Raw genomic sequence first — 23,778 nt, 5'->3', positions numbered from 1 at the left:
GTGCCATGACTCACCGTTGCGCCAATGTTGATGACAACGTGCTCCGCCAAGACCACCGAGGACGACAAAACCGCGGATGGTCCGATGGCACAACCCGCTCCGATTCTTGAACTCGGTGATACGTGGGCAGAATCCGACACAATGGATCGATAGTTCGATCCAGCCCAAGCCGTGACAAGAGTCCTGCGAACCTCAGGGGAACCGACCGCTGCAGTGACACCTAATTTCAAGAGCGTCGGATCTGTTACGGCCACGTCGATTTGGCCGGGCCGACGTGGGTCAAGGAATTCTGCACTGACGGCACGAAGAAAGGTCCTCGCCAAAAGGGAGTATTCCGAAATTTCCTCTGCAAGGCTGCCGTCGCCGAGGAGGATATGGGTGAGCTTCACTTTGTTGAGTCTACCGACGCAACTCGCTACGGCCCCAGCCGGGCAAATTACCTTCTGACGCGTCGCGCAATTTTTCCCGCAATCCGACGCGCGATTCGCGCAACTCGCACGGCACCTCGAATAGGCCGCGCCAATTTCCAAGCGGAACTGTTCGCCAGGTAATTAAGTTCCAAGCGCGCCCCTTTGTCGGACAGCAAGCTTCTAATCGCCACGGTGGCGCCAGGTGCAAGCAGAAGTGTCGACTCATTGAGTTTTCTGACTACCCGGGCCTCAGACCAATCCCAGGATTCTCGAGAGTGTGCTGTATACGACGAGACGCCGCCTTCCCACCGGCGATAGACAGCCGTCAGTGCGTCGACTTGGTCGACACCACACAAGGTTGATCCACGCAAAATCATGTCCCAGTCCTCGCAAACAGTGAGTTCCTCATCGAATGCGAGGCCGTAAGTGCCAAACACGCTCGATGGAAAGGCCCACGACATGAAGGGCGAATAATTTACCTCGAAATGAGCAATTTGGTCGAAGGTGCGTGGATACGCCGCTTTCGGCCAGGACGTCGCTCGAAATCCTGCCTCGCGATGCCGCCAAGTTTCCGGCAGCACAGTCTGCACCGCCACTAGCGACCGCAACAGTCGCCCCTGGCTCGTAGCTGCAACGTTCTTGAACTCTGCCACCCAATTGCCGAAGAGCAAATCATCATCGTCAAACACGGCGACATACTGTCCTCGGGCTGCCTTGATGCCGACGTTGAGTGGCTTCCCCCGGTTTCCTCCGCTGACCTCAAGCACTCGAACACGCGATCGAAAAGATTCGGCCTGGTTGGCGATGGCCTCGCGAACCGCCGCAGCTCCGGCAATATCCGCGTCGTGATCGATCACGATTACTTCAAAATCCTGGCTCGACTGGGCAGCAAGGCACAGGAGCGCATCTTTAAAGGGTTCGATTCGTTGCCCTTGCGTTCGGAGAAGGACGCTTAGGAAAGGGCCGTCTGAATTACGCTCCTGAACCGCCTCTCTAACGGATCGCAAAGCCACTGCAAGACGCGGATCGATTTCGCCCTCTGCGAGCAGTCGATCCACGAACCTGGTCACAGTCGAGGTGCGAATTATTTCATCTGATTCAGAAACGGTGGACGGCATAGTTGCCTCCGATAAATTGACCGACATTGTGGGCCGGGTCTATTGGGTCAGGGAGTATGCCCGACGCCAAGGCGCTCTCAAATGCTGCAACGGCCTTGAGTACGGATTCAGTGCCTTCTAAGCGGTACTGTCGCCGCAGACTATCCACGATTTCTGGATGCGAGTATTTGTGGGCGAGAAACATGGCCGCTTCGGCCGAATAGTAAATTTCGGCGGGGCTAGCTGGCCAATCTCCGGAGACAGTTAACCTTTTGTCGTGAAAAACTCTCGCGCCCGAGTCGTACACAACGCGATATCCCGCCAGACGAAGCCGCCAAGAATAATCGACGTCATCACAGTAAAGGAAGAAAGTTTGGGCATCGAAGCCGCCCACCTCATCGAAGGCAACCCGGGGAGTCAGCGCACAGGCGGTCGAAGCCCAGCTTGTCTCGCCCGTGCCGGGCTCGAAATCTTTCGGATGCTCGAGCGGAATCTGGCGCGCCTCTGCAATTCCGACCGATCCTTCCACGGACCGGCAAAGAGACATCACGGAATCGGGGGCGACGATAGCATCAGGATTCAGAATTAGGACCAATTCGGAATCACCCATGGCTGCAAGCGCGTTGTGGCCGGCAGCAGAACCTAGATTCTCGCCGAACAACTCGTATTGGAAATTACCGCCCTGTTTATCAACGAGAGTCCGAATCTCTGCTTGGTCACTTTCCGAAAGCGTGGCCTCTGGGCTGCAGTCCCCCAAAATCAGGGACCATCGACCGATCAGACCGTCCGAACGAGCCATCCCGACAGAATTCGACATGGCTTCTGCCGCCCGCACAATTTCGTGAGGCTGATTGCCATATAGAACCGACTGAACGACCAAAGAACGTGGTTCAGCCACGTGAGATTCCTGCGCCAGACTTCAGCTCCGAACCGATCCAATCCTGCAGGGCAGCGAGCCCGCGTTCAACACTCCATTGCGGCGCCCAGTCGAGTTCGCGCAGAGTGTCCCTGATTGTGCAGGCGGCATATCGGACGTCTCCGTCGCGATAGGCCCCGTTCACGACGGGAGTCGGCGCGCCGTAGTAGTCCGCTATGGCCTGCGCGAGCTGGGCAATAGTCGTTGCTACGCCCGAGCCAACATCCAATACCGGCATCGGAACCGTTGATTCGCGTTTAAGGACAGCGACGAATGCATCGGCGACATCATCTATGAAGACAAAGTCTCGAACAATTTGCCCGTCTTCGTAGAGCGGAATAGTCTTTCCGTCGCGAGCCCACTGCGAAAATAACGTGACAATTCCCGTGTAGGAGTTAATGAGCGATTGTCCGGGGCCGTAGACGTTCTGCAGCCGCAGAATCGACACGCGCACGTCATGGGATCCCCCCCAGGCCGCAAGTATGTTTTCCTGAGCAATTTTTGTCGCACCGTAAACGCTTGTTGGCGCCGGGACCGTCTCGGCGGCAACACTCGGTAAACCGTGGGCACCGACAAAATCCCAAAGCCCGGCTTCAAATTGAGCGTGTGACCGCTGTCCGGGTTGGAAGGAATCGCCGTGCGCATTTTCCCAGCGGCCCTCGCCATAGACGGCCCGGCTGCTGCTCAACACAATGTGAGCGGGTCGTTGGTTTGCCCGACCCAGAGCATCGAGCATTTGTGTCGTCCCGACCACGTTGACCTGCGCGTGACGGCTCGCCTCATGCAAGGACTGCGCCGTGCCGGTTTCCGCAGCCAGATGGATGATGACAGAGGGGCGTACCGACTCCAACACGTGGTCCCAAACTGCGGCATCTGTGACATCACCAACGACGAGCTCCGCAGAGTCATGCAGGTCAGCCGGACGTTCGCCGGTCGCGTGAACCTGCGGATGAAGGGAGTCGAGCACAACCCAACGATCGTACAGTTCCGCAAGTTTCTGCGAGAGGGCGCAACCGATGAAACCGGCACCGCCAGTCACGAGAACAGTGGACGAAATGTTGCCTGTCACTTTGGATCTTCCTTCAGTTGGATATCAATTGGCACACGTGCCAAGTTCGAGGGTACCGCCACCTTCCGCAAACCACGTGGCCACGGCGAGGCACGAACGCGCGTCATCCAGTAGTTCCAGCCGCGCCCAGGTCCCCAATCCTTGAGCGTCATAGCGCGCTTCTCCACTAGGTGCCAGCTCAGCCAAGCCAGTCCTAAGCTGAGAACGAGAGCTATCACGGAGTACAGCACATAGCCCAGCTTGTACCAGCCCATGTATGCAGTGATCTGTTGAACGAGAAATCCGTAGATGTAGACGCCATACGAATAGTCATTCTTCGCGCCGATCCACTGCACCTGACGCGGAAGCCTGGCCGCAAGGTATAGGACAAAGTACGAACCCGCGATAAGTCCAATTGTTAGGAACCCGCCGTATCTCAATGTCAAAAGCATCACCGCGCCGGCAAGAATGCCAAGGCCATTGCTGTAAACAACGCGCTTTGAGTAAATGGCTATCGTCGCACCAAGCATGAAAGTGAACGTCAGAGTGATTCGTTGCTGATCTGAAAGATAAGGCGCAATAGCCGCCAGACCGCCGGGATTGGTCACATTCACAATCTGAATAATGAACAAGAGCATCGTAACGACGGGCACCAAAATCTTTGCCCCCTTCAGAACTCCGAACGCAACCCCAGCAGCAATGATGAGGTAACAGTGCCATTCATAGATCAACGTCCACGTTGAACCATTAAAAACGCTGCCACCGACCTCGCGCCCATAAGGAGTTGTTGCCGCATAGATGTCGTAGATCCCATAAGTGCCAATATTCAAATCCCAATTGGCTGTGAAATAGTTTAAGGGGTTGTTCGGCGCAAGTGTGAAGTAGCTTCCGAGGGATTGGCCGGCCGATACCCAAACGATGGGTGCGACAATAAAAGCAGTGAATAGCAGGACGGCCCAGTAGGCCGGAAATATTCGCAACACTCGACGCCAGAGGAACTGTACGACGTCGGCGGTCATACCGCTCTTGGTGATCAAATAGCCGCTGATGGCAAAAAATCCACCCACCGCGAGGCTACCGAGAGATGCTTGTCCGCGAGTCAGATTCCAGAATGGATCCGCTCCATACCCTCCAAGGGGGAAGGCATGGTCAAAAATAACGACCGAGGCCAGGATGAGCCGAAGGAGACCCAAAGAATTTCTGTGTCCGCCGAGCGCCTCGGCAATCGACAGATGTACTTGTTCCGCCTTTCCAGGCGCGAAAGCGATTTTCGACGTCGTCGTCATTTGTTTCCTCCGTGGGAAAGTGAACTCAGGTATGCATCGATGGTGGGCCCTGCCTCGCCGACGGTTACCAGTTCGCCATGGCTGAGCCACGCTGCGTGGTCACACATCTCGCTGACAGTGCTCATGGAGTGGCTTACCAGAATCACAGTCTTTCCGGCCTTCTTGAAGTCGACAAACTTTTGGCCGCACTTTTCTTGGAACTCGGTATCACCCACGGCCAACACTTCGTCCACCACGAGGACGTCTGGATCCACGTTTATCGCGATGGCGAATCCAAGTCGCACATACATACCTGAGGAATAATTCTTCACTGGCTGGTCGATGAATTGCTCCACCCCAGAAAAATCGACAATTTCGTCAAACTTTCGGGTAACTTCTTTCTTCGACATCCCCAAAATGGATCCGTTGAGAAAGACGTTCTCGCGGCCGGATAGTTCGGGATGAAATCCCGAACCGACCTCCAGGAGGGCCGCGATCTTGCCACGATACGAGATCGACCCTTTTTCCGGATAGTAAATCTTCGCCAAGCACTTCAGCAGGGTTGACTTGCCCGACCCGTTGCTTCCGATTAGGCCAAAAGTAGAGCCCGTCGGCACCTCAAAGCTCACATCCTTGAGAGCCCAGAAGTCGTCGTGAACGGACGTGCGACCACGCATGATTGCAGACTTGAGCGATTGGTTCCGCTCATGATAAAGGCGGAACTTCTTGCTGATGTGATCAACATTGACAGCGATATCACTCACAGTGCTTCGGCCAGGCCTTTCTCGCTTTTACGGAAGACCCACAGGCCGATGACGAATGCTGCCAACGCCCACAAAACGCAGAACAAGAAGTCTTGTGGATCAGGCCACCGGTTGTCGTAGAGCAATTGGCGAAAGACTGCAACAAACCTTTCGAGTGGATTGAGCTGATAGACATCGAGGATGGTCACGGACGTTCCAAAGAGTCCGCCAAACTTCGCGGACTGATCCGCAACGAGACTTATCGGATAGATGATCGGCGTCAGGTACATCCAGATTTGAAGGAGAATGGACACAAAATACTGTGTATCGCGAAAGTGCACGTTAGCCACAGCGAGCATGAGCGCAAGCCCGGCCGCAAACATGGCCAGCACGACCATGGTGAGGAGAACTAGCGGGAGCCACGGCCAGACGAACGCACCACAAATGACAAGGACAACGACGAGCACCCCCATCTCAAAAAGCCAGTTGTACCCGACGGATCCGACTTTAGAAAGCGGGAGCACGATTCGCGGAAAGTAAACCTTCTGTACCAGTCCAGCGTTTCCCAAAATGGATCCCATGCCGTGCTGGACGACATTGGAAAAGAAAGTCCATGGCAGTAGCCCACACAGAAGCCAGACTGCGAATATGTTCAGCCCACTCGGGTCCCCGGGCTCAGGCTCAACACGCAGGATGAACGCGAACACGATCGTATACGTGAGCATCGACGCGAGCGGGTTCGCCAACGACCAGAGCTGTCCGAATATCGTGCGCTTGTACTGACCTCGCACCTCACGCAAGGTGAGATTGGCCAGGAGCTCTCGTGCACCGAGAACTTCCTTTAGGTATCGCATGTAGCCTCACTGGGTAGCCGACCGGGGTGGCCGCAAGTCAATCTAGCCTAGAACTATAATTGGAAGTCGCATGCCCACCACACCCAATCTCCCGCCTCAAGAAGCTCGTATCGCCGTGGTGACGGTCAGCTATGGATCGGGCGATGTACTCGATCCATTCCTACAATCACTTGCTGAAGCCTCCATTCGATCGCTGCATGTCGTCGTCGTCGACAATAAACCTGAACCGACAGCAAACGCAGTGCAATTGATGACGGAATCAGTGGGCGGCGTGTACTTGCCGCTGTCTTCAAATCTGGGATATGGGCATGCGATCAATGAGGCAGTTAGGTCCCTGCGACCAGAGTTCAACTGGATATTGGTGAGCAACCCTGATGTGACTGTCGAACCTGGGGCCATCGATACTCTGATCGATTCCGTTGCCGGGGATCCCAGAATCGCCGCGATCGGTCCCCTGATTCTTTCGTCGAACAGGGAGGTGTATCCGTCGGCCCGCACGATTCCGTCCCTCCGATCTGGTGTAGGGCACGCGATCTTTGCGAATTTCTGGCCGAAGAACCCTTGGACGCGTAACTATCGAAAGGAGACTGAGTCCGAACTCATTCTCCGCGATGCGGGGTGGCTTTCGGGCGCGTTTGTCATGATTCGGCGATCAGTGTTTGATCAACTGAACGGCTTTGACGAGAGCTATTTCATGTACTTCGAGGATGTCGACCTCGGGTATCGCATTGGACAACTCGGGTATCGAAACGTGTACGAGCCGTCGGCTGTTGTCGTGCACACTGGCGCTCATTCAACGTCAACCAGTGACGAATCGGCACGTATGATACGCGCGCACCATGACAGCGCACAGAAGTTCTTGTTCAAGAAGTACTCAGGTCCGCTTATGCTACCCGTGCGGCTCATTCTGGCTGCTGGATTGGGGCTTCGATCTCGGATCGAAGCCCGGCGAACCCGCTAGGACTGGACGAGCCCTGCCAGATATCGGCCATACCCGCTCTTGAGAAGGGGAGCGGTGAGGGCAGCGAGTTGAGCGTCGGTGATCCAACCTGCACGCCAAGCAATCTCCTCGATGCACCCCACCTTGAAGCCCTGGCGGTCTTCAATCACGCGCACGTATTCTGAGGCCTGCATCATTGACTCGAAGGTCCCTGTGTCCAGCCAAGCTGTACCGCGGTCGAGCACCTGAACGTGCAGGTCTCCCTGCTCCAAGTAGCGCTCGTTGACCGTGCTAATCTCGAGCTCTCCGCGCGCGCTCGGCTCGATGGTTTTGGCGATCTCGACAACAGAGTTGTCGTAGAAGTAGAGACCGGGCACCGCGTAGTTACTTTTCGGTTTGGAGGGTTTCTCCTCGATGGAGATTGCCGTCATAGTCTCGTCGAACTCTACGACACCATAGGACGTCGGATTGCTCACATGATAGGCGAAAATGCGGGCGCCCTCGATCTCGGAATTGCCTCGCAAAGCCGAGCCGAGCCCCGCTCCGTGGAAGATGTTGTCACCGAGCACAAGCGCAACGCTCTCGTCACCGATGAACTCCTCGCCGATGATAAATGCCTGGGCGAGGCCGTCTGGAGAAGGCTGGATAGCGTACTCAATGCGAATACCCAGATCGGAACCGTCACCAAGCAAGGCCCGGAACTGGTCGTTATACTCCGGGGTTGTGATGATCAGGATCTCTTTGATGTCCGCCATCATCAACGTCGACAGGGGGTAGTAGATCATTGGCTTGTCCCAAATGGGCATGAGCTGCTTGGAGATGCCCTTGGTGATGGGCCACAGCCGTGTGCCTGAGCCACCGGCGAGAATGATTCCGCGCATGAGTATTAGTTCCTGACGTTCAAAGTGGCGTAGTAGGCGCGAGCGGCATCCCAGGTGGGGAGCAAGCCAGCAGCAGCTGCAGCCGCGAGGGTGGGGGCTTCAGTGTCCTTGGGCGAAAGTAGTAGCTCTCCGGCTTCCGGGGGGAACACGAGCCCGATCTCTTCGTCGAGCGGGCTGATGCCGTGCTCGCGACCCGGGCTGAAGGTGCTGTTGACGAGGTAGCTCACTGTCGCGTTGTCGGTCAGCGCGACGAAGCAGTGCCCGAGTCCCTCGGCGATGTAGACCGCGCGTCGGTCGGTGTCATCGAGCAGAACGCTGTCCCACTGACCGAACGTCGGCGAACCGAAGCGAATGTCGATGATGTAGTCGAGAACGGCGCCGTGAACGGCAGTGACGTATTTGGCCTGACTGGGCGGGACATCCGCAAAATGAATGCCGCGAACCGAACCACGCTTTGACACGGATGTGTTGGCCTGCGCGAGGTCGAGCTTGTGCCCGACCTTCTCTTCGAGTTTGTCGAATCGGTACCACTCGAGGAACACTCCCCGATCGTCACCAAACTGCTTAGGGGTGATTTCGAAGGAATCGGGGATTGAGAGTTCGCGAATCTGCACGATCGGCAGTCTACCAATCGGTGTCCGGTAGAATCGCGGAGGCCATGCAAGCGAACGGAACGGTTACTCCTATATGAAGATCCTCGTCACCGGCGGCGCCGGTTTTATCGGCTCCAACTTCGTGCGGCGCACGATTGAAGACAAGTACCCGGGCCTGGAAGGCGCCGAGGTTGTCGTGCTCGATGCACTGACCTACTCGGGAAACCTCGAAAACCTCGCCGCGATCGCTGATTCTTCGCGCTACTCCTTTGTGCACGGTGACATTCGCGACGGCAAGCTGCTCGACACCTTGTTTCCCGGGCTCGACGCGGTCGTGCACTTCGCCGCGGAAAGCCACGTTGACCGCTCGGTGTTGGACTCGACGATCTTCGTGGAGACCAATGTGCTGGGCACCCAGCAGCTGCTCGATGCAGCGCTGCGCCACAAGCTGGCCCGGTTCGTGCACGTCTCCACCGACGAGGTCTACGGCTCCATCGCCGAAGGCTCCTGGAACGAGGAGCGGGCGCTTGAACCCAACTCCCCCTACAGTGCGTCGAAGGCCGGCAGCGACCTGCTCGCGCGCAGCTATCACCGCACCCACGGCCTCAACGTGTCGATCACGCGCTGCTCGAACAACTACGGCCCGTATCACTTCCCCGAAAAGGTCATTCCCCTCTTCGTCAGTAACCTGATCGACGACCTGCACGTTCCCCTCTACGGCGAAGGCAACAACATTCGCGATTGGCTGCATGTGGATGACCACACCCGGGCCATCGCGATGGTGCTCGTCGGCGGGCGCGCCGGCGAGATCTACAACATTGGCGGCGGCACCGAGCTCACCAACAAGGAGCTCACCCAGCTGCTGCTCGACTCGACCGGCAAGGACTGGTCGTACGTTGACCGCGTCGCCGACCGGCTTGGTCACGACCTGCGCTACTCGGTTGACATCTCCAAGATTCAGTCCGAGCTGGGTTATGCCCCGGAGGTTCCGTTTGAGCAGGGCCTCGCCGACGTCGTGCAGTGGTACCGCGACAACCGCCAGTGGTGGGAGCCCCTCAAGGCTCGTGCGGCGCTGAAATAACATGACCCGCTACCTGATCACCGGGGCCACCGGCATGCTGGGCCGCGACCTGCAGACGGCTCTGGCCGGCCGCGACGTGACGGCCCTCGGCCGCAGCGACCTCGACGTGACCGACCAGGGCGCGGTCACGGCCGCCGTGGCCGGGCACGACGTCATCATCAACTGCGCCGCGTATACCAAGGTCGATGACGCCGAGAGTCATGAAGACGAGGCCTACCGGGTGAACGCGGTGGGGCCGCGCAATCTGGCGGTGGCGGCATCCGCTCTGCAGGCGAAGCTCGTGCAGATTTCGACGGACTACGTCTTTGACGGCAGCGCAACCACTCCCTACTCCGAGAACACGCCGTACAGCCCGATCTCCGCCTATGGCCGCACGAAGGCTGCCGGGGAGAATTTCGTGCTCGCCGAGCACGCCGCGCGCAGCTACATCGTGCGCACGGCCTGGCTGTACGGCAAGAACGGCGCAAACTTCGCCAAGACCATGCTCAAGGCCGCTGGTACGCGCGACACGTTGAACGTCGTCAACGACCAGGTTGGCCAGCCGACCTGGACGGTGGACCTGGCTGCGCAGATCGTGCTGCTGCTGGATTCCAACGCGCCGGCCGGCATCTACCACGGCACGAACGCCGGGGTCGCGTCGAAGTTCGACCAGGCTCGTGACGTGTTCGCCCTGGCCGGGCTCGACCCGGAACGTGTGCTGCCGACCGACAGCTCCGCTTTTGTGCTGCCCGCACCGCGGCCGGCTTATTCGGTGCTCGGCCACGCCAACTGGGCTGCCGCCGGGCTTGCACCGATGCGCAGCTGGCAAAACGCTCAGGCCGAAGCGTTTGCTGCCGGAGTTTTCGAGACGGCATGATCACTCTGCGGGTAGTCGTCGATCAGATGGTCGCCCCGGTGCCGGGCGGCGTCGGGCGTTATACCGAGGAACTCACCCGCGCCCTGATCGCAACGGCACCGGCCGAGTGCGACGTTGAAGGCATCGTCTCGTCGTCGACCCCCGCACAGTATGAACTGATTGAGGCCGCCCTGCCCGGCCTGGCCAACCTACACAAGACGAGCCTGGCACGCCGCGAGCTGACCGCGGCCTGGGCCCTCGGCGTGACCGCGTCGTCGGGCGCCGGCCTGATCCACGCGCCGGGGCTGCTTGCCCCACTACGCCGTCACAACCGGGCGGACGACGGCACTCAGATCGCGGTTACGCTGCACGACGTGCTGGCGTGGACGCATCCGTCATCGCTGACCCCGACGACAGTGGCGTGGACCAAGGGCATCCTGAAGCGCGCCCGCAAGCACGCCGACGCGATCGTCGTGCCAAGCCACGCCGTGGCGCGGCAGCTGACCGAGATCATGGACCTGGGCGACCGGGTGCGCGTGATCGGCGGCGCCGTGGGTCGGCGGCTCGTGCTCCCGGCCATTCCCCTGGTGGAGGAGCGCCTGCAGGCGCTGGCGCTGCCATCGCAGTACATTTTGACTTCCGGGTCGCTCGACCCGCGCAAGGCCGTCACTTCGCTGATCACGGCGCTCGGGCTGCCCGGGGCACCGGACCTGCCGCTGATCGTGCTCGGACCGGACACCTGGGGAGAACTCGACCTCGCCTCGGTCGCCGATGAAGTTGGGCTGGCGCCGGGGCGGGTGCGTGCAATGTCGGGGCTGAGCGACTCCGACCTGGCCGTAGTGATTGCTCGGGCAAGCGTCTTCGTCTACCCGAGCCTTGAAGAGGGCTTTGCGCTGCCGATCATCGAGGCGTTCCACCTCGGCACCCCGGTGGTGCACTCCGACGCCCCCGCACTGCTCGAGGCCGCTGGTGATGCTGGCGTGGCGGTCGAGCGGTCGGCCAAGGGATACCCCGAGCGACTTCTTGACGCGGTGAATCGAGTGCTCGGCGACAGCGCGTTGCGGGGCCGACTGCGCGTCATTGGCGGTGACCGGTCGCGAGCCTTCAGTTGGCGGGACTCCGCCGAGCGGGTCTGGCAGCTGCACGCGGACCTGTAGTTCATCGTGCGCTTACTGCGAGACCAGCGCGTGCGGTTTCTCGCTGTCGGCGCCACAAACACGCTCGTCGGGTACCTGGTTTTCTCGGCCTTCACCCTGTGGGTTTTTGCGGATGTCTACCTCGGCTACCTACTCAGCTTCGCGCTCTCCTACGTGGTCGGCATCTCCCTCGCGTTCGTGCTGTACCGACGGTTCGTCTTCGTGGTGCACGGCCACGTACTGCGGGACTTCGCCCGATTCGTGAGCGTCTATCTGGCCGCGATCGGAATCAACGCCGCCGCGCTGCCGCTGCTGGTGGAAGTCGTGCAGGTGCCTCCGCTACTCGCCCAGTTGCTCATTCTCGTGGTCACGACGCTGTTGAGCTTTTTCGGGCACAAGAAGTTCTCGTTTCGCCGCAATGGTGAGTGAAGCGACTACGGGCTTGTAGGCATCCGCTGGCGTGCTGGAACGGTGCTTGCTACAGCGTGCTACTCACGGCTACACTGAGCGCATGAGCCTGGTTCCTGTTCGAGAATTGCGCAATCACACCGCCGATGTGATCGAGCGCGCGCGACAAGGTGAAGAAGTAACGATCACAAGCAACGGCGTTCCAATCGCGACGCTGGTGCCGATCCGTTCAGGCAAACAGGCGTTTCTAACGAAAGCCAATATGCAACGGTTGATGCGACGTCCCGGCGATCCGATCGCGGAGTACTACAACGACGAGGAACCCGACGAGACAACGGACGATCTGGGTCCTATCCAGTGAACCCCTCCCGGGGCTTGATCGATACCAGCGTATTTGTGGCGCTCGAGTCAAACCGCGCAATTCAATTCGACAGATTACCTGACGAGCAGTTTGTCAGCGCCGTGACGCTTGGTGAACTGTATGCCGGTGTACACGCAGCACAGGACGCCGACACTCGGGGAGCCCGGCTGCAGACCCTCGACACAGTTTCGATCGCGACGGTGCTCAACGTCGATGAGACAGTGGCCGCACATTGGGCTCGACTGCGACAAAAACTTCGCGAGAGCGAACGTCGCCTCAACGTCAACGACCTCTGGATCGCATCCACGGCACTCGCCCACTCCCTCCCCGTCTTCACCCAGGACGCCGATTTCCAGGTCTTGTCAGATCTCGGTGGCCCCGAAGTGATCGTCATCTAACCCAAGTCGACATCGGCTTTCAGTCTTCGAGCATCGGCCGGGGGCGGTCGCGCGGCCGAAAGCTGCAGGAGCGGTCAGCGGATGCTGGCGCTAGCGGCGTGCCAGGCGCGCGCGAAAGGTTTGGGAACGCGTGCAGGTTCTGGCGCCGGCGAGACCAGACGGGCAGCCTGCAGAGCTACGGGGCCGGGGTGGCGGTGGGCGCGGGGGCCAGAGCCGCGGCGATCATGGCCCGGATGGCGGAGTAGTCGGGGTCTTCGGGGTCGACGCCGTTCTCGGGAATCAGCGGCACCGAGATAACCGGCAGTTTCTTAGTCTTCGACGCGAGGTTCACGAAGTAGGGGAGCATGCCCTGCGGCACGTCCGTCTTCACTACGCGGGAGCTGGCCGCGGCCACACCCTGAAACTTTGTGAGCACGTTCGTCGGGCTGGCCTGGGCGAGCAGGGCCTCCTGCATCTGGGTCTGTCGTTGCATGCGGTCGTAGTCGCTCGTGCCGTGCCGGGAGCGGGCAAACCAGAGGGCGTGGTAGCCATCCATGTGCTGCATGCCCGGCTCGAACCAGAACAACACCTTGTTGAAATACTCATCGGTGTGCACCGGAACCCGGTTCTGCACGTCGATGTCAACACCACCGAGGGCGTCGATGAGGTCGGAGAAGCCCTGCATGTCGATGAGTACGAAGTACTGTATGGTGAGTCCGGTGATGCCCTGCGCTGCCTCGAGCGTGGCCTGGATACCCGGGGAACTGCCCTCGGCCACGGCGTTCGGATAGTACTCCGGGCGTTTCACCTCGGCCTCGGTGAAGATGGAGTTGAGCATGCAGGTACCCGATACGTCGCATCCGTCGATGGAGCCGTAGCCCTCTGGGTACAGGGCGCCGAGCGAAGACCCTGTCGAGAACGGCACGTCCTCGAGGTTGCGCGGCATGCTAATGGTGGTGGCCTGGCCGGTCGTGGCGTCGATGCTGACCACCGACATACTGTCGGGGCGGAGGCCGTCGCGGTCGGCGCCGGCGTCACCACCAAGCAGCAGGATGTTGTAGCGGCCGTCGACCGGCGGTTCGCTCGGGCCGGCGACGAACACGGACGAGAGGAATCCGCTCGCCGAGGTGGCGACGAAGGCGCCGTAGCCGGCGGTTCCGGTAACAAAGAGCATGAGCACCGTCGAGAACGCAGCGATGATCGGGCGGGCGCCCGGCGCCGCGCGGCCCAACCTGATGAGGCTGAGGGTGTTGAGCGTGAGCACGAGCCAGGTGACCGCGTAAAACGCGAGCACCGCGGCGGCAGCCCACAGGCCGATGGTGCTCGTGAACACGGTGAGTACGACTGTGGGCCAGAGCAGATAGACAACGCCGACAATGATCGCAGTGGTGATCAGCGTGAGGGTGGCACCGAGGCCAAACCGGCCGAGGCGGCGGTTGCCGGCCAGCACCTGCGCCGAACCAGGCAGAACGAAATTGAGTACGACAAGCCACCACGCACGCGTGGTCATGATGCGTGCGGAGCCGGAATTCGGGTGCCGGATCGGGTCTGTCACACGGCCCTGGTTTGTCACACTGGTCATAATCGCGTCTGGAGGTCCCGGTTCTTCTGCTCGACCAAATCTGCGAGCTGCACGGAATAGTCTTCGAGTTTGTGGCGCAGCGCGTCATCGCTCGTGGCGAGAATCTTGATCGCAATCAGCGCGGCGTTCTTCGCCCCGCCGATCGAGACCGTCGCGACCGGCACGCCGGCTGGCATCTGCACGATCGACAGCAACGAATCGAGGCCGTCGAGCAGTCCGAGCGGCACGGGCACCCCGACCACGGGCAGTGTGGTCATGGCTGCGAGCATGCCGGGCAGGTGCGCCGCTCCCCCGGCTCCGGCGATGATCACCTTGAGTCCGCGGGCCTGCGCGCTGCGCCCATAGTCGAGCATCTTCTCGGGGGTGCGGTGCGCCGAGACCACCTGCACCTCGTGCGCCACCCCAAAGTCCGTGAGAGTCTGCGCTGCAGCGCTCATAACGGTGAAGTCGGAGTCGCTGCCCATGACCACGCCGACGAGCGGCGCGTTGAAACTCGCGGGCTCGGTGAATGTCTCGGTGTTGTCTGGCACGCACATGATCCTATTGCTCACTGCTGAAAGATTTGTGCAGTGGCACGCGCTTGGTAGGCAACTTCGTCGAGGTCGTCGCCGCCTGCCGTGACATGGCCCACCTTGCGGCCGGGCCGCGAGGCCTTGCCATAGTTGTGCACTTTCACGAGCGGATGCTGCGCCAGGCCCGCCCCATAACGGTCAGTCAGCGAGCCTGACGCGGGCCCACCGAAGATGTTCACCATGACCGTCCACGGGTCCCTGGCACCGGTCGCACCGAGCGGCAGGTCAAGCACCGCCCGCAGGTGCTGCTCGAACTGGCTCGTCGTGGAGCCATCAATCGACCAGTGACCGCTGTTGTGCGGGCGCATCGCCAATTCGTTGATGAGGAGGCGCTCATCCGTTGTTTGAAACAGCTCTACAGCGAGCACCCCGGTGACGCCGATGCCCTCGGCCACGGCCACCGCGATGTCGGTGGCCACGTCGGCAATCCGGCCCGCGGACTGGGGGGCCGGCGCGATGACCTCGGCGCAGACGCCGTCGCGTTGCACGGTCTCCACGACCGGCCAGACCGCGATTTCTCCTCCCGGGCGGCGGGCAACCACCTGGGCCAGCTCACGGCTGAAGTGCACGAGCTCTTCGACCAGCAGGGCGCCGCCGTTGCCGTCTTCGGCGAGCGCCTGAAACCAGTCATCGACGTCGTTTTCGTGGCTGACCACGCGCACGCCCTTGCCGTCGTAGCCGCCGCGGGCGGTCTTGACGACGGCGCGGCCGCCGTGGTTGGAGAGAAATTCGGCGAGCCCGGCGACGTCAACGATGCGCGCCCAATCCGGCACCGGAAGCCCCAGCTCGGCGAGCTTTTCGCGCATCAGTAGTTTGTCCTGCGCGTAGAGCAGTGCGTCGGGGCCTGGGTGCACCGTGACGCCCGCTCGCACGAGTTCGCGCAGAATCTCCTGAGGCACGTGTTCGTGGTCGAAGGTGATCACATCGACCGTCTTCGCGAAGGCGAGAACCGTGGCCAGGTCGCGGTAGTCACCGACGCTCACGGCAGCGAGCTCGGCGGACATACCATCCGCTTCGGCGAGAACTTTCAGCTCGATGCCGAGGTTTACGGCCGCGGGAATCATCATGCGGGCCAGCTGGCCCGCTCCAATCACGCCGACGGTCAAAGCCATCTGTTCACCATTTTCTCTGCAAGCGTTCAGCTAAACGCATGTCAAACTCAGCCCGTAAATTTCAGCACGCCGTAGACTTCGAGACTTGAGCGCTTTTCAGCCCAGTTTACCGAACGTCGGACGGACGCATGACGATCACTCTGAAGCAGCGCCTGCTCAGCTTTCTGAGTCAGGGTCTCAAGTTCGGTGCCGTCGGTGCGCTGGGCTTCGTGGTGGACTTCACGGTGTTCAACCTGCTTCTCACCACCGTGCTGGACTCCACCGAGGTACACGCCGGCCCTATCTACGCCAAGGTCATTTCAACGGTGCTGGCCATTCTGGTGAATTGGCTCGGCAACCGGTACTGGACCTTCAGCGAGAACCGCCAAAATCACACGGCCCGGGAGGGCCTGGAGTTTCTCGCGGTGAGCCTCGTGGGCATGGGCATTGGCATCGCCTGCCTGTGGTTCAGCCACTACGTGCTCGGCTACACCAGCCTTCTTGCCGACAACATCTCGGGTAACGTCGTCGGACTGCTGCTCGGGGCGATGTTTCGTTTCACGCTCTACCGCTACTGGGTGTTTGCACCGAGCCGGAGCGGGGCGCCGGCATCCGCTGGTATCGGTTCTGTCAGCACGCGCACCGGGGCTATTCGGTTAGCGGCGGCCCCAGAACGCTGACTCGTCGGCGTGGGCTGACTGCTCCTGCCGCCGGGATCCCATGACGGTGCTCGCCTTTTCCATGAGGTCGTGCAGCGCGCTCTGCACGAGGTCGACGTTGGGAACGTCTTTCAAGACCAGCGGATGCTCCAGCCCCGAATTGATCAGCACCGTACCCGAACGAAAACCGGCCTGCACCCAGTTCTGTCGCACACTCACGTCGTAGCCGCGGCTGTGCAGCAGCTCCTGGCGGGTGCGCACGAAGAATCCGTAGCGAAAGATGATGCGGCGGGTGGTGATCGTGTAGCGCTTGGTGAGCCAGGCGCCAAGCGGCAGCAGCCAGCCGAGTGCGGCGAGCGCGATGGAGCCGCCGAGCACAAGGGCGTCCTGCCACGGCTGCGCCATGTTGCCGAAGAAGTAGCCGGTGCCACCGGCCAGGACGAACAGGAGCAGTGTCGGCCAGACCAGCACGCGGGCGTGGGGGCGCAGGCGAGCCACAACCTTTTCAGGCCGGCTCTCGCGGGCATAGCCGGAGGATTCGGTCTCGTTGGTCTCGCCCTGCGTTTTCTTCTTCATTACCTCTATTAATACCTCAGGTGGGTGACATCGCCGGCGGCGACAGACCGTTCCTCGCCATCGACCTGGTTGACGACGGTCAGCCGGCCGTCAGCGTCAATGCCGGTGGCGGTGCCGACCAGGTCGGTGCCGCCGGGCAGTTCCACACGCACATCGCTGCCGAGCGTGCCGCAGAGCGCAGAGACGGCGGCGTGCAGGCCGCTCGCCTGCGCGTCACCGTGTGCTTTCACGAAGGCGTCATAGAGCGTGACGAGCTCGTGCAGGTAGGCGGCGAGCACCTGGTCGGGGTCGGGCGTTGTGCGGGTGACCAGCAGCAGCGAGGTGGATGTGAGGGTAGGCAGATCGTGTTCGTCGAAGGAGAGGTTGAGACCGGCGCCAATGATGATGCCCTTCGTATCGGGCAAGAGCTCGCACAGGATGCCGCACACCTTATAGCCGTCGATCAGTACGTCGTTTGGCCACTTCAGGGTTGTATCGTGGCGGGGCTCCTCGGCTTCCTTGACCCCTTCGACCGGCTTCATGCTCGCCTCGACGACTGTTTTCACGGCGCGGGTCATGGCGGCGCCGGCCAGCAGGGGGAACCAGCCGAGGGCGTGCGGCGGCACCTCCGGGCGCACGAGCACGGAGATGGCCAGAGCCTTGCCGGTCGGGGCCAACCAGACGCGGCCGAGCCGGCCACGCCCCTGGGTCTGGTTGTCGGTGACGATGACCGAGAGATTGGGCCAGGCTGCGGCATCCGCTGTGGCAAGTTCTTTGAGCATATCGTTGGTCGAGGTGGCCTCGGAACGATACTCGAACCGGCTCACCTCGGTGCGGCTGAGCGAAAACTCCATGGTGGCGACCCTCTCGTCGGCATAACTCCTGCAATTCTGTCGAATATGGCCTCAAAACACCTATTTCGAGGTGTTTCTGACCAAATTGCAGGATTTATGAGCCGGGCCGAAAGGTTTTGACCGGCCAATGAACCCCCGAAGGGGGAAACGTGCAGGGTTGCGGGCCAAAGTTGTAGAACATCGTCAACGGGGAGCGTGCGGGGGGTGCCGGTAGAGTGAAAAGGTGACTGATAAGACGCCCGCCGCGGCACCCGACCTGTATACGACGGCGGGAAAACTCGCCGACCTCAAGCTGCGTTATCACGAAGCCGTGACGGCCAGCGGGGCGACCGCCATCGAAAAGCAGCACGCCAAGGGCAAGATGACCGCCCGCGAGCGCGTCGACCTGCTGCTCGACCAGGGCTCTTTCGTGGAGCTCGACGAGTTTGTGCGGCACCGCACCGTGGCTTTCGGCATGGAGAAGAAGCGGCCGTACGGCGACGCTGTCGTCACCGGAACCGGCACCATCCACGGCCGACAGGTGGCCGTCTACTCGCAGGACTTCACTATCTTCGGCGGCTCACTCGGTGAGGTCGCCGGCGAGAAGATCATCAAGGTGATGGACCTCGCCCTGAAGACCGGCGTGCCGATCATCGGCATTCTCGACTCCGGCGGAGCACGCATTCAGGAGGGCGTCGTGGCCCTCGGCAAGTACGGCGAGATCTTTCGCCGCAACACGGCCGCGTCCGGTGTCATTCCGCAGATCTCGATCATCTGCGGTCCGGCCGCCGGCGGCGCGGTCTACTCCCCCGCTCTGACCGACTTTGTGATCATGGTCGACAAGACCAGCCAGATGTTCGTCACCGGCCCCGACGTCATCAAGACCGTCACCGGCGAAGACGTCGGCATGGAAGAGCTCGGCGGAGCCCTCACCCACAACAAAATCTCGGGTGTCTCGCACTACCTCGCCAGCGATGAACCCGACGCGCTCGACTTTGCTCGTGCGCTGCTGAGCTACCTGCCAGACAACAATCTGGCCGAGCTGCCGGTGTTCGACAGCGAGGTGGAGCTTGAAACAACGGATGCCGACCGTCGCCTCAACACGATCATCCCCGATTCGCCCAACCAGCCCTACGACGTGAAGACCGTCATCGAGCACATCGTGGACAACGGCGACTTTCTCGAAACGCAGCCGCTGTACGCGCCGAACATCGTCGTGGGGTTCGCCCGGGTCGAGGGCCGCTCCATCGGAATTGTCGCCAACCAGCCCAACGCCATGGCCGGCACCCTGAACATCGAGGCCGGCGAAAAGGCTTCACGCTTCGTGCGGTTCTGCGATGCGTTCTCCATCCCCATCCTCACCCTCGTCGACGTGCCCGGCTTTCTGCCGGGTACCGACCAGGAATGGACCGGCATCATCCGCCGCGGCGCGAAACTGCTGTACGCCTACGCCGAGGCCACCGTGCCGCTGGTCACAGTGATCCTGCGCAAGGCCTACGGCGGCGCGTACATCGTGATGGGATCCAAGCAGCTCGGCGCCGACACCAACCTGGCCTGGCCGACCGCGGAAATCGCTGTCATGGGCGGCCAGGGCGCCGTGAACATTCTCTACCGCGCCGAAATCAAGGCGGCCGAAGAAGCCGGCGAAGACGTCGCAGCGGTGCGCACCCGCCTGGCCAACGAGTACACCTACAACGTGGCGAGCCCGTTTCTCGCGGCGGAACGCGGCGAGCTCGACGGCATCATCGAGCCGGCAGCTACTCGGGTTTCGGTCATCAAGGCGTTGCGCGCTCTTCGCACCAAGCGGGCGACCCTGCCCGCCAAGAAGCACGGAAACATTCCGCTGTAATGCCTGTTTCCAAGCCTTCAGAGTTCGACCCGTCGGAGCTGGTTTTCGTGACCACGCCGGTGAGTGATGTCGAGGTGTCGGCGGTGACCGCCATCATCCGGGGTCTGTTGCGGGAAGAGTCCGACGAACGCCGGGCTGCGCCGGAACGCGGTCAGAGTGCCTGGCAGCAAAACCAGCGCCCCATGCGGGTGCCGGTGCACCCCGGCGCCAACCGCTGGCGCGGCTTCACCGGCTAGCTCCCCGCTTTCGCCATGCATGTACGGGGCCCGGGCCCCGTCCATGTGAGACCTGTCCACCTACCGGTACGTCTGTCCCCCTAAATGCCGACTGTGCAGACGAGTTTGGTAGTGCAGACTGAAGGTGCTCGGTGATGCTCCTTGAGTTTCACCACCAATCATTCGCTGACTAGGGTAAGCGAGCGAATGTGTTGGGGGCGAGAACGGATGGCATTCGGGTTGTCGTCCTTTCTCGAATAGTCGCTAGGGGATCAGCTTCGGCTGATCCCCTTTCGCGTTCGTCCCGGCACGCACCGCTAAGCGCACGCACCGCCGGGCACACGCACCGCTAAGCGGAGGTTCGGGGCTCGACCTTTCGGGGAATTTCTATCCACAGGTCCACTTCTTCTTCACCGGACGAGTCCGGTCCGAGAGCGCTTACGGCCGGGTCAGGGCTACTCAGGCCCACCACGGTAACCGCGATGGTCGCGTAGTCGGCCGATGTTCGAGCAATAATCCGGTCGGCCTTGGTGCGGCTGATGGCAGTCGCGAGGGTGTTGAGCACGATCTCCAGGGCGGATCCGTTGAGATCGTCTATCCCGCCTTCATCGAGCAGGGTGACGCTCGCGCCGCGTCGACGGGCGGCCATGACCTGTTCGCGCACGGCGTGGTTCAGCAGACGTCGGCCACGGATTTCGTCGCGAATTGCGGCTTCGAGCAGTCGGCACTCCTGGCGGTCGGCCTCGCTGAGGTCGCCATCGCTCTCGCTGATGCGCCGCAGCATGGGCATGGCCAGACGCATGGTCTGGGTCAGCCGCACCTGGCGCTCGTAGAGGTGGGCCTCCTGAGCGGCGTGCCATCCGCTCGCTTCCCGCTCAGCCCTTCCATACTGGCGGGCATCCCGGTTCGCTTTCACGAGTGCTCTCGTCAGCAGCGCGGCCGCGACCACCCAGACCACGCTGCCGATGACGCCCATGTGCCCCAGCTCGCCGACGCCCGCCCAGACGATCGTGTGCAACACGAGCGTGCCGACACCCAGCAGGGCCAGCTGCGGGCGCTTGCGGGCAGCAGTGATCGTCATGAGGGTGCCGATCGCAGCCACGTACCAGGTGGCATAGCCGAGCTTGGCGGAGGATCCGTCGAGCTGGCTGCCCACGATCAGCGGAATCGCCACCGCGACGCCCACGTTGAACAGTGCCAGCGGCAGCGCCATGCGCATGGGGCTGCTAATCCAGAGGCTCGCGATCGTCGCCACGACATACAGGCCCATGGCCGCCACAATCGGCGCTACGGACGCCGGCTGGTCGAGCGAATATACGCCGAGCAATACATGATAGCCCGAGAAGAAAGCGGCCACGATGAGAGCCAGGGTGCGAGAAACGACCACGACGCCGGGCATCACCGGGGACCCGCGCCTCGCCTGGACGGCGCGCCCGCCTCGGCCGATTGGTCACCGCTGGCATCGTTTGGCTCGTCGGGACGCGGCCAGGTGAGGGTGATGGTCGTACCGTGGCCCAGGCTCGTGCGCAGAACGGCCACGCCGCCCGCGGTGGCCACCCGGTCATGGATCGACACGCGCAGGCCCAGACGGGCGCTGGCAACGCTGGAAACGTCGAAACCGCGGCCGGTGTCGCTGATGCAGATGACGCATCCGCTCTGGTCGTCACCGCCCACCGTGACGCTGCGCGATTGTGCGGGGCCCGCGTGCTGCACGCTGTTGACCATGGCCTGCACGCTGGCCGAGTAGAGAGCCTCCGCGGCGTGCTCGGGAAGGGTGAGGCCGGCCACGCACAGCTCGGTCACGGTGAACTGTCCGGCCGCCGTCGCGGCGGAGCGAAGGCGCGCCGTCAGCTGGCTGACGGTGACCGCGGCATCATCGAGGTTTCGCTCTCCGCTGGCCGCCTGCAAGCGGATGATGGCACTGCGGGCCATCGCAGCGGCAAGCTCGGCCCCCTTGGCATTGCGCACGCCAGCCGCGGAGAGCAGTGTCGCGAGCACGCTGTCGTGCACGATGGAGTCGACCTCGACGCGTTCAACCTCGGTCGCGTGATGCCGCACCGCTACGGCGTATTTGGCGAGCGCGTTGGACTGGGCAGTATCGACGCGCGTGGTGGCCTGGCGCAGCACATAAATGATGATGAGTACCGTTCCGCCGAGCAGCATGGCGTAGAAGGTATCGAGCATGGCGAGCAGGTTCTCGGCTTCGCCGCCGGAGGGCAGCACCCGCAAGAGCCCAAAGGCGACCGGGGTTACAACGGTGTACACGACGGCCCATCCCAAGGGCAGGGCAATTGCCGCGCACGAGGTGGCGACTCCACAGAGATACCAGAGCCAGGGCTTGCTCTCGAGTACCATCGCGGGATCGAGCATGAGCAACGGCCACACAAAAAGGGCGGCAAGATACACGGCCGACACCGCGCCCGCCGAGGTACGGATGCCCTGCCGCAGCAGCGTCGCAGTGACGAAGATCACAATCACCAGTGCCAGGACGATCGCAATCGGCACTGCTGCCGAAGCTTTACGGCTGTCGAGTTGCTCGAGCATGACCGGCAGGGTCTGCAGGGCGAAGATCACGGCGACGGCGGCCACCGAACGCGACAGCACGATTTCGATCTGGGCGTGGCTGAGCGGGTTGCGCGGCTGTCGCGCGCGGCCAAATAGGCTTCCATCGGCTTGGAATCCGTCGTCACCGCCCGCGGTGAACGGCTCGGTTGTCGCGGAGACCAAATCACCCTGATTGTTGTGGTCGCCCTGGCGGGCGGCCCGTTTAGACACCGCGGTCGGCTTCAGTGACGTCGAGCCCTGGCAGGATTCCGTCTTCGACGGCGCGACGCAGCAGGTCGACCTTGGTCGGAGCGGGACGCCCGACCTCGACGTACTTCACCCGAATGCGGTCGAGGTATTCGCGGGCGGTGGAGTGTGCAATCCCCAGCTGCATGGCGACCATCTTGAGCGGCAGTCCCGAAGCGTACAGGTGGAGCACGTCGCGTTCGCGGCGACCGAGCTGCGCCTTGGCGAAGTCGCGGTCGGCGTCGATGGCGGTGGCCCACTCGAGGTTGTTGAGCACATCACCTCGGGCAACGGATGCAACGGCCGCCATGACGGTGGTGGTCGGGGACGACTTGGGAATGACTCCGGCAGCGCCGGCAGCGAGGGCTTCGCGCACCGAAGCGACCCGGTCGGCGATGCTGTGGACGAGCACAGCGGAGCCGGTGCTCGCCGCCAGGTGCACGTTGTCGGTGACGAGCGACCCGTCGCCGAGCGAGAGGTCGAGCACGATCACGTCGCAGGTGCGGCCGGCGAGGCCGTCGACGAGCGCCTGAGCGGTGGCTGCCGCGAACAAGACTTCGTAGCCGGCGTTCTCGCAGGCGGCCTGCAAGCCCAGTCGCACCGACTCATGATCGTCGACAATCCCGACCCGAACGGTGGCATCAGTAGGGATGGATGGTGCGGGATCAGTAGCTGCGTGGCTCACGG

Annotated in this window: 26 protein-coding genes; 10 read left to right on the top strand and 16 right to left on the bottom strand. The window is 61.8% G+C overall.

The window, feature by feature from the left end:
- Positions 1 to 436: 436 nt before the first annotated feature.
- The 6 genes from E3T51_RS14190 to E3T51_RS14165 are packed head-to-tail and all read right to left on the bottom strand — an operon-like array spanning position 437 to position 6,333.
- Positions 437 to 1,555, bottom strand: coding sequence for a glycosyltransferase (locus E3T51_RS14190; protein WP_134530377.1), 1,119 nt, complete (start codon positions 1,553 to 1,555; stop codon positions 437 to 439).
- Positions 1,509 to 2,405: a glycosyltransferase family protein gene (locus E3T51_RS14185; protein WP_134530376.1), complete on the bottom strand. Its 897-nt coding sequence runs from the start codon at positions 2,403 to 2,405 to the stop codon at positions 1,509 to 1,511. Before E3T51_RS14185 ends, E3T51_RS14190 begins: the two co-directional genes overlap by 47 nt.
- The gene (locus tag E3T51_RS14180) at positions 2,398 to 3,462 is read right to left on the bottom strand and encodes an NAD-dependent epimerase/dehydratase family protein (protein ID WP_277613345.1); all 1,065 of its coding nucleotides are present in this window, start codon (positions 3,460 to 3,462) and stop codon (positions 2,398 to 2,400) included. Before E3T51_RS14180 ends, E3T51_RS14185 begins: the two co-directional genes overlap by 8 nt.
- Before the next feature lie 26 nt (positions 3,463 to 3,488).
- Positions 3,489 to 4,757 carry an acyltransferase family protein gene (locus E3T51_RS14175; protein ID WP_134530375.1) on the bottom strand — a complete coding sequence of 423 codons (1,269 nt, stop codon included), beginning with the start codon at positions 4,755 to 4,757 and terminating at the stop codon, positions 3,489 to 3,491.
- Complete coding sequence (locus E3T51_RS14170; RefSeq protein WP_134530374.1) at positions 4,754 to 5,500, bottom strand: ABC transporter ATP-binding protein; 747 nt, start codon at positions 5,498 to 5,500, stop codon at positions 4,754 to 4,756. Before E3T51_RS14170 ends, E3T51_RS14175 begins: the two co-directional genes overlap by 4 nt.
- The gene (locus E3T51_RS14165) at positions 5,497 to 6,333 is read right to left on the bottom strand and encodes an ABC transporter permease (protein ID WP_134530373.1); all 837 of its coding nucleotides are present in this window, start codon (positions 6,331 to 6,333) and stop codon (positions 5,497 to 5,499) included. Before E3T51_RS14165 ends, E3T51_RS14170 begins: the two co-directional genes overlap by 4 nt.
- Positions 6,334 to 6,403: 70 nt before the next feature.
- On the opposite strand from E3T51_RS14165, the gene E3T51_RS14160 reads away from it, so the two are divergent.
- The gene (locus E3T51_RS14160; protein ID WP_134530372.1) at positions 6,404 to 7,294 is read left to right on the top strand and encodes a glycosyltransferase family 2 protein; all 891 of its coding nucleotides are present in this window, start codon (positions 6,404 to 6,406) and stop codon (positions 7,292 to 7,294) included.
- Here the strand turns inward: E3T51_RS14160 and rfbA are convergent.
- Positions 7,291 to 8,154: a glucose-1-phosphate thymidylyltransferase RfbA gene (rfbA, locus tag E3T51_RS14155; protein WP_134530371.1), complete on the bottom strand. Its 864-nt coding sequence runs from the start codon at positions 8,152 to 8,154 to the stop codon at positions 7,291 to 7,293. The genes E3T51_RS14160 and rfbA overlap by 4 nt on opposite strands.
- A gap of 5 nt (positions 8,155 to 8,159) precedes the next feature.
- Complete coding sequence (locus tag E3T51_RS14150) at positions 8,160 to 8,768, bottom strand: dTDP-4-dehydrorhamnose 3,5-epimerase family protein (protein WP_134530370.1); 609 nt, start codon at positions 8,766 to 8,768, stop codon at positions 8,160 to 8,162.
- 73 nt (positions 8,769 to 8,841) lie between these two features.
- Here E3T51_RS14150 and rfbB point away from each other — a divergent pair, with 73 nt between their 5' ends.
- The 6 genes from rfbB (at position 8,842) to E3T51_RS14120 (ending at position 12,966) form a co-directional block, all read left to right on the top strand.
- Positions 8,842 to 9,828 (top strand): dTDP-glucose 4,6-dehydratase, encoded by a 987-nt coding sequence (gene rfbB, locus E3T51_RS14145; RefSeq protein WP_134530369.1) that lies wholly within the window; start codon positions 8,842 to 8,844, stop codon positions 9,826 to 9,828.
- A 1-nt stretch (position 9,829) separates the two neighbouring features.
- Positions 9,830 to 10,684, top strand: a complete 855-nt coding sequence (gene rfbD / locus E3T51_RS14140; protein ID WP_134530368.1) for a dTDP-4-dehydrorhamnose reductase — start codon at positions 9,830 to 9,832, stop codon at positions 10,682 to 10,684.
- Complete coding sequence (locus E3T51_RS14135) at positions 10,681 to 11,820, top strand: glycosyltransferase family 4 protein (RefSeq protein ID WP_134530367.1); 1,140 nt, start codon at positions 10,681 to 10,683, stop codon at positions 11,818 to 11,820. The genes rfbD and E3T51_RS14135 overlap by 4 nt, the downstream gene beginning before the upstream one ends.
- 6 nt (positions 11,821 to 11,826) lie before the next feature.
- Positions 11,827 to 12,228 (top strand): GtrA family protein, encoded by a 402-nt coding sequence (locus E3T51_RS14130; RefSeq protein ID WP_241989337.1) that lies wholly within the window; start codon positions 11,827 to 11,829, stop codon positions 12,226 to 12,228.
- A gap of 82 nt (positions 12,229 to 12,310) precedes the next feature.
- A complete protein-coding gene (locus tag E3T51_RS14125) occupies positions 12,311 to 12,568 on the top strand; it encodes a type II toxin-antitoxin system Phd/YefM family antitoxin (RefSeq protein WP_134530365.1) in 258 nt (85 codons plus the stop codon).
- The gene (locus E3T51_RS14120; RefSeq protein WP_134530364.1) at positions 12,565 to 12,966 is read left to right on the top strand and encodes a type II toxin-antitoxin system VapC family toxin; all 402 of its coding nucleotides are present in this window, start codon (positions 12,565 to 12,567) and stop codon (positions 12,964 to 12,966) included. The genes E3T51_RS14125 and E3T51_RS14120 overlap by 4 nt, the downstream gene beginning before the upstream one ends.
- A 175-nt stretch (positions 12,967 to 13,141) precedes the next feature.
- Here the strand turns inward: E3T51_RS14120 and E3T51_RS14115 are convergent, their stop codons facing one another.
- The 3 genes from E3T51_RS14115 to E3T51_RS14105 all read right to left on the bottom strand — a co-directional run bounded on the left by E3T51_RS14115 (position 13,142) and on the right by E3T51_RS14105 (position 16,211).
- Complete coding sequence (locus E3T51_RS14115; protein WP_134530468.1) at positions 13,142 to 14,455, bottom strand: LCP family protein; 1,314 nt, start codon at positions 14,453 to 14,455, stop codon at positions 13,142 to 13,144.
- Positions 14,456 to 14,523: 68 nt separating this feature from the next.
- Complete coding sequence (gene purE / locus E3T51_RS14110) at positions 14,524 to 14,991, bottom strand: 5-(carboxyamino)imidazole ribonucleotide mutase (RefSeq protein WP_104192198.1); 468 nt, start codon at positions 14,989 to 14,991, stop codon at positions 14,524 to 14,526.
- An 83-nt stretch (positions 14,992 to 15,074) separates the two neighbouring features.
- A complete protein-coding gene (locus E3T51_RS14105; RefSeq protein ID WP_134530363.1) occupies positions 15,075 to 16,211 on the bottom strand; it encodes a 5-(carboxyamino)imidazole ribonucleotide synthase in 1,137 nt (378 codons plus the stop codon).
- 128 nt (positions 16,212 to 16,339) lie between these two features.
- On the opposite strand from E3T51_RS14105, the gene E3T51_RS14100 reads away from it, so the two are divergent.
- Positions 16,340 to 16,870 (top strand): GtrA family protein, encoded by a 531-nt coding sequence (locus E3T51_RS14100; RefSeq protein WP_134530362.1) that lies wholly within the window; start codon positions 16,340 to 16,342, stop codon positions 16,868 to 16,870.
- On the opposite strand, the gene E3T51_RS14095 is transcribed toward E3T51_RS14100, so the two are convergent.
- Positions 16,847 to 17,425: a PH domain-containing protein gene (locus E3T51_RS14095; protein WP_241989335.1), complete on the bottom strand. Its 579-nt coding sequence runs from the start codon at positions 17,423 to 17,425 to the stop codon at positions 16,847 to 16,849. The two genes, E3T51_RS14100 and E3T51_RS14095, sit on opposite strands and share 24 nt — an antisense overlap.
- 8 nt (positions 17,426 to 17,433) lie before the next feature.
- Entirely contained in the window at positions 17,434 to 18,258 is an 825-nt protein-coding gene (locus E3T51_RS14090) for a biotin--[acetyl-CoA-carboxylase] ligase (RefSeq protein ID WP_134530361.1), read from the bottom strand.
- Positions 18,259 to 18,481: 223 nt separating this feature from the next.
- On the opposite strand from E3T51_RS14090, the gene E3T51_RS14085 reads away from it, so the two are divergent.
- Both E3T51_RS14085 and E3T51_RS14080 read left to right on the top strand, forming a co-directional pair.
- Entirely contained in the window at positions 18,482 to 20,086 is a 1,605-nt protein-coding gene (locus E3T51_RS14085; RefSeq protein WP_134530360.1) for an acyl-CoA carboxylase subunit beta, read from the top strand.
- The gene (locus tag E3T51_RS14080; protein WP_134530359.1) at positions 20,086 to 20,322 is read left to right on the top strand and encodes an acyl-CoA carboxylase subunit epsilon; all 237 of its coding nucleotides are present in this window, start codon (positions 20,086 to 20,088) and stop codon (positions 20,320 to 20,322) included. The genes E3T51_RS14085 and E3T51_RS14080 overlap by 1 nt, the downstream gene beginning before the upstream one ends.
- A 328-nt stretch (positions 20,323 to 20,650) precedes the next feature.
- Here the strand turns inward: E3T51_RS14080 and E3T51_RS14075 are convergent, their stop codons facing one another.
- Genes E3T51_RS14075 through E3T51_RS14065 form a run of 3 tightly spaced genes read right to left on the bottom strand, consistent with a single transcriptional unit; the run spans position 20,651 to position 23,776 of the window.
- Positions 20,651 to 21,700 (bottom strand): hypothetical protein, encoded by a 1,050-nt coding sequence (locus E3T51_RS14075; protein WP_134530358.1) that lies wholly within the window; start codon positions 21,698 to 21,700, stop codon positions 20,651 to 20,653.
- Positions 21,700 to 23,076: a sensor histidine kinase gene (locus E3T51_RS14070; protein ID WP_134530357.1), complete on the bottom strand. Its 1,377-nt coding sequence runs from the start codon at positions 23,074 to 23,076 to the stop codon at positions 21,700 to 21,702. The genes E3T51_RS14075 and E3T51_RS14070 overlap by 1 nt, the downstream gene beginning before the upstream one ends.
- A complete protein-coding gene (locus tag E3T51_RS14065) occupies positions 23,069 to 23,776 on the bottom strand; it encodes a response regulator transcription factor (RefSeq protein ID WP_134530356.1) in 708 nt (235 codons plus the stop codon). Before E3T51_RS14065 ends, E3T51_RS14070 begins: the two co-directional genes overlap by 8 nt.
- Positions 23,777 to 23,778: the final 2 nt, after the last annotated feature.

The organism is Cryobacterium serini (genome assembly GCF_004404025.1).
GTDB classification, from domain to species: domain Bacteria; phylum Actinomycetota; class Actinomycetes; order Actinomycetales; family Microbacteriaceae; genus Cryobacterium; species Cryobacterium serini.
The sequence above is the reverse complement of the archived record's forward strand: the minus strand, read 5'-3'. Positions and strand labels throughout refer to the sequence as shown.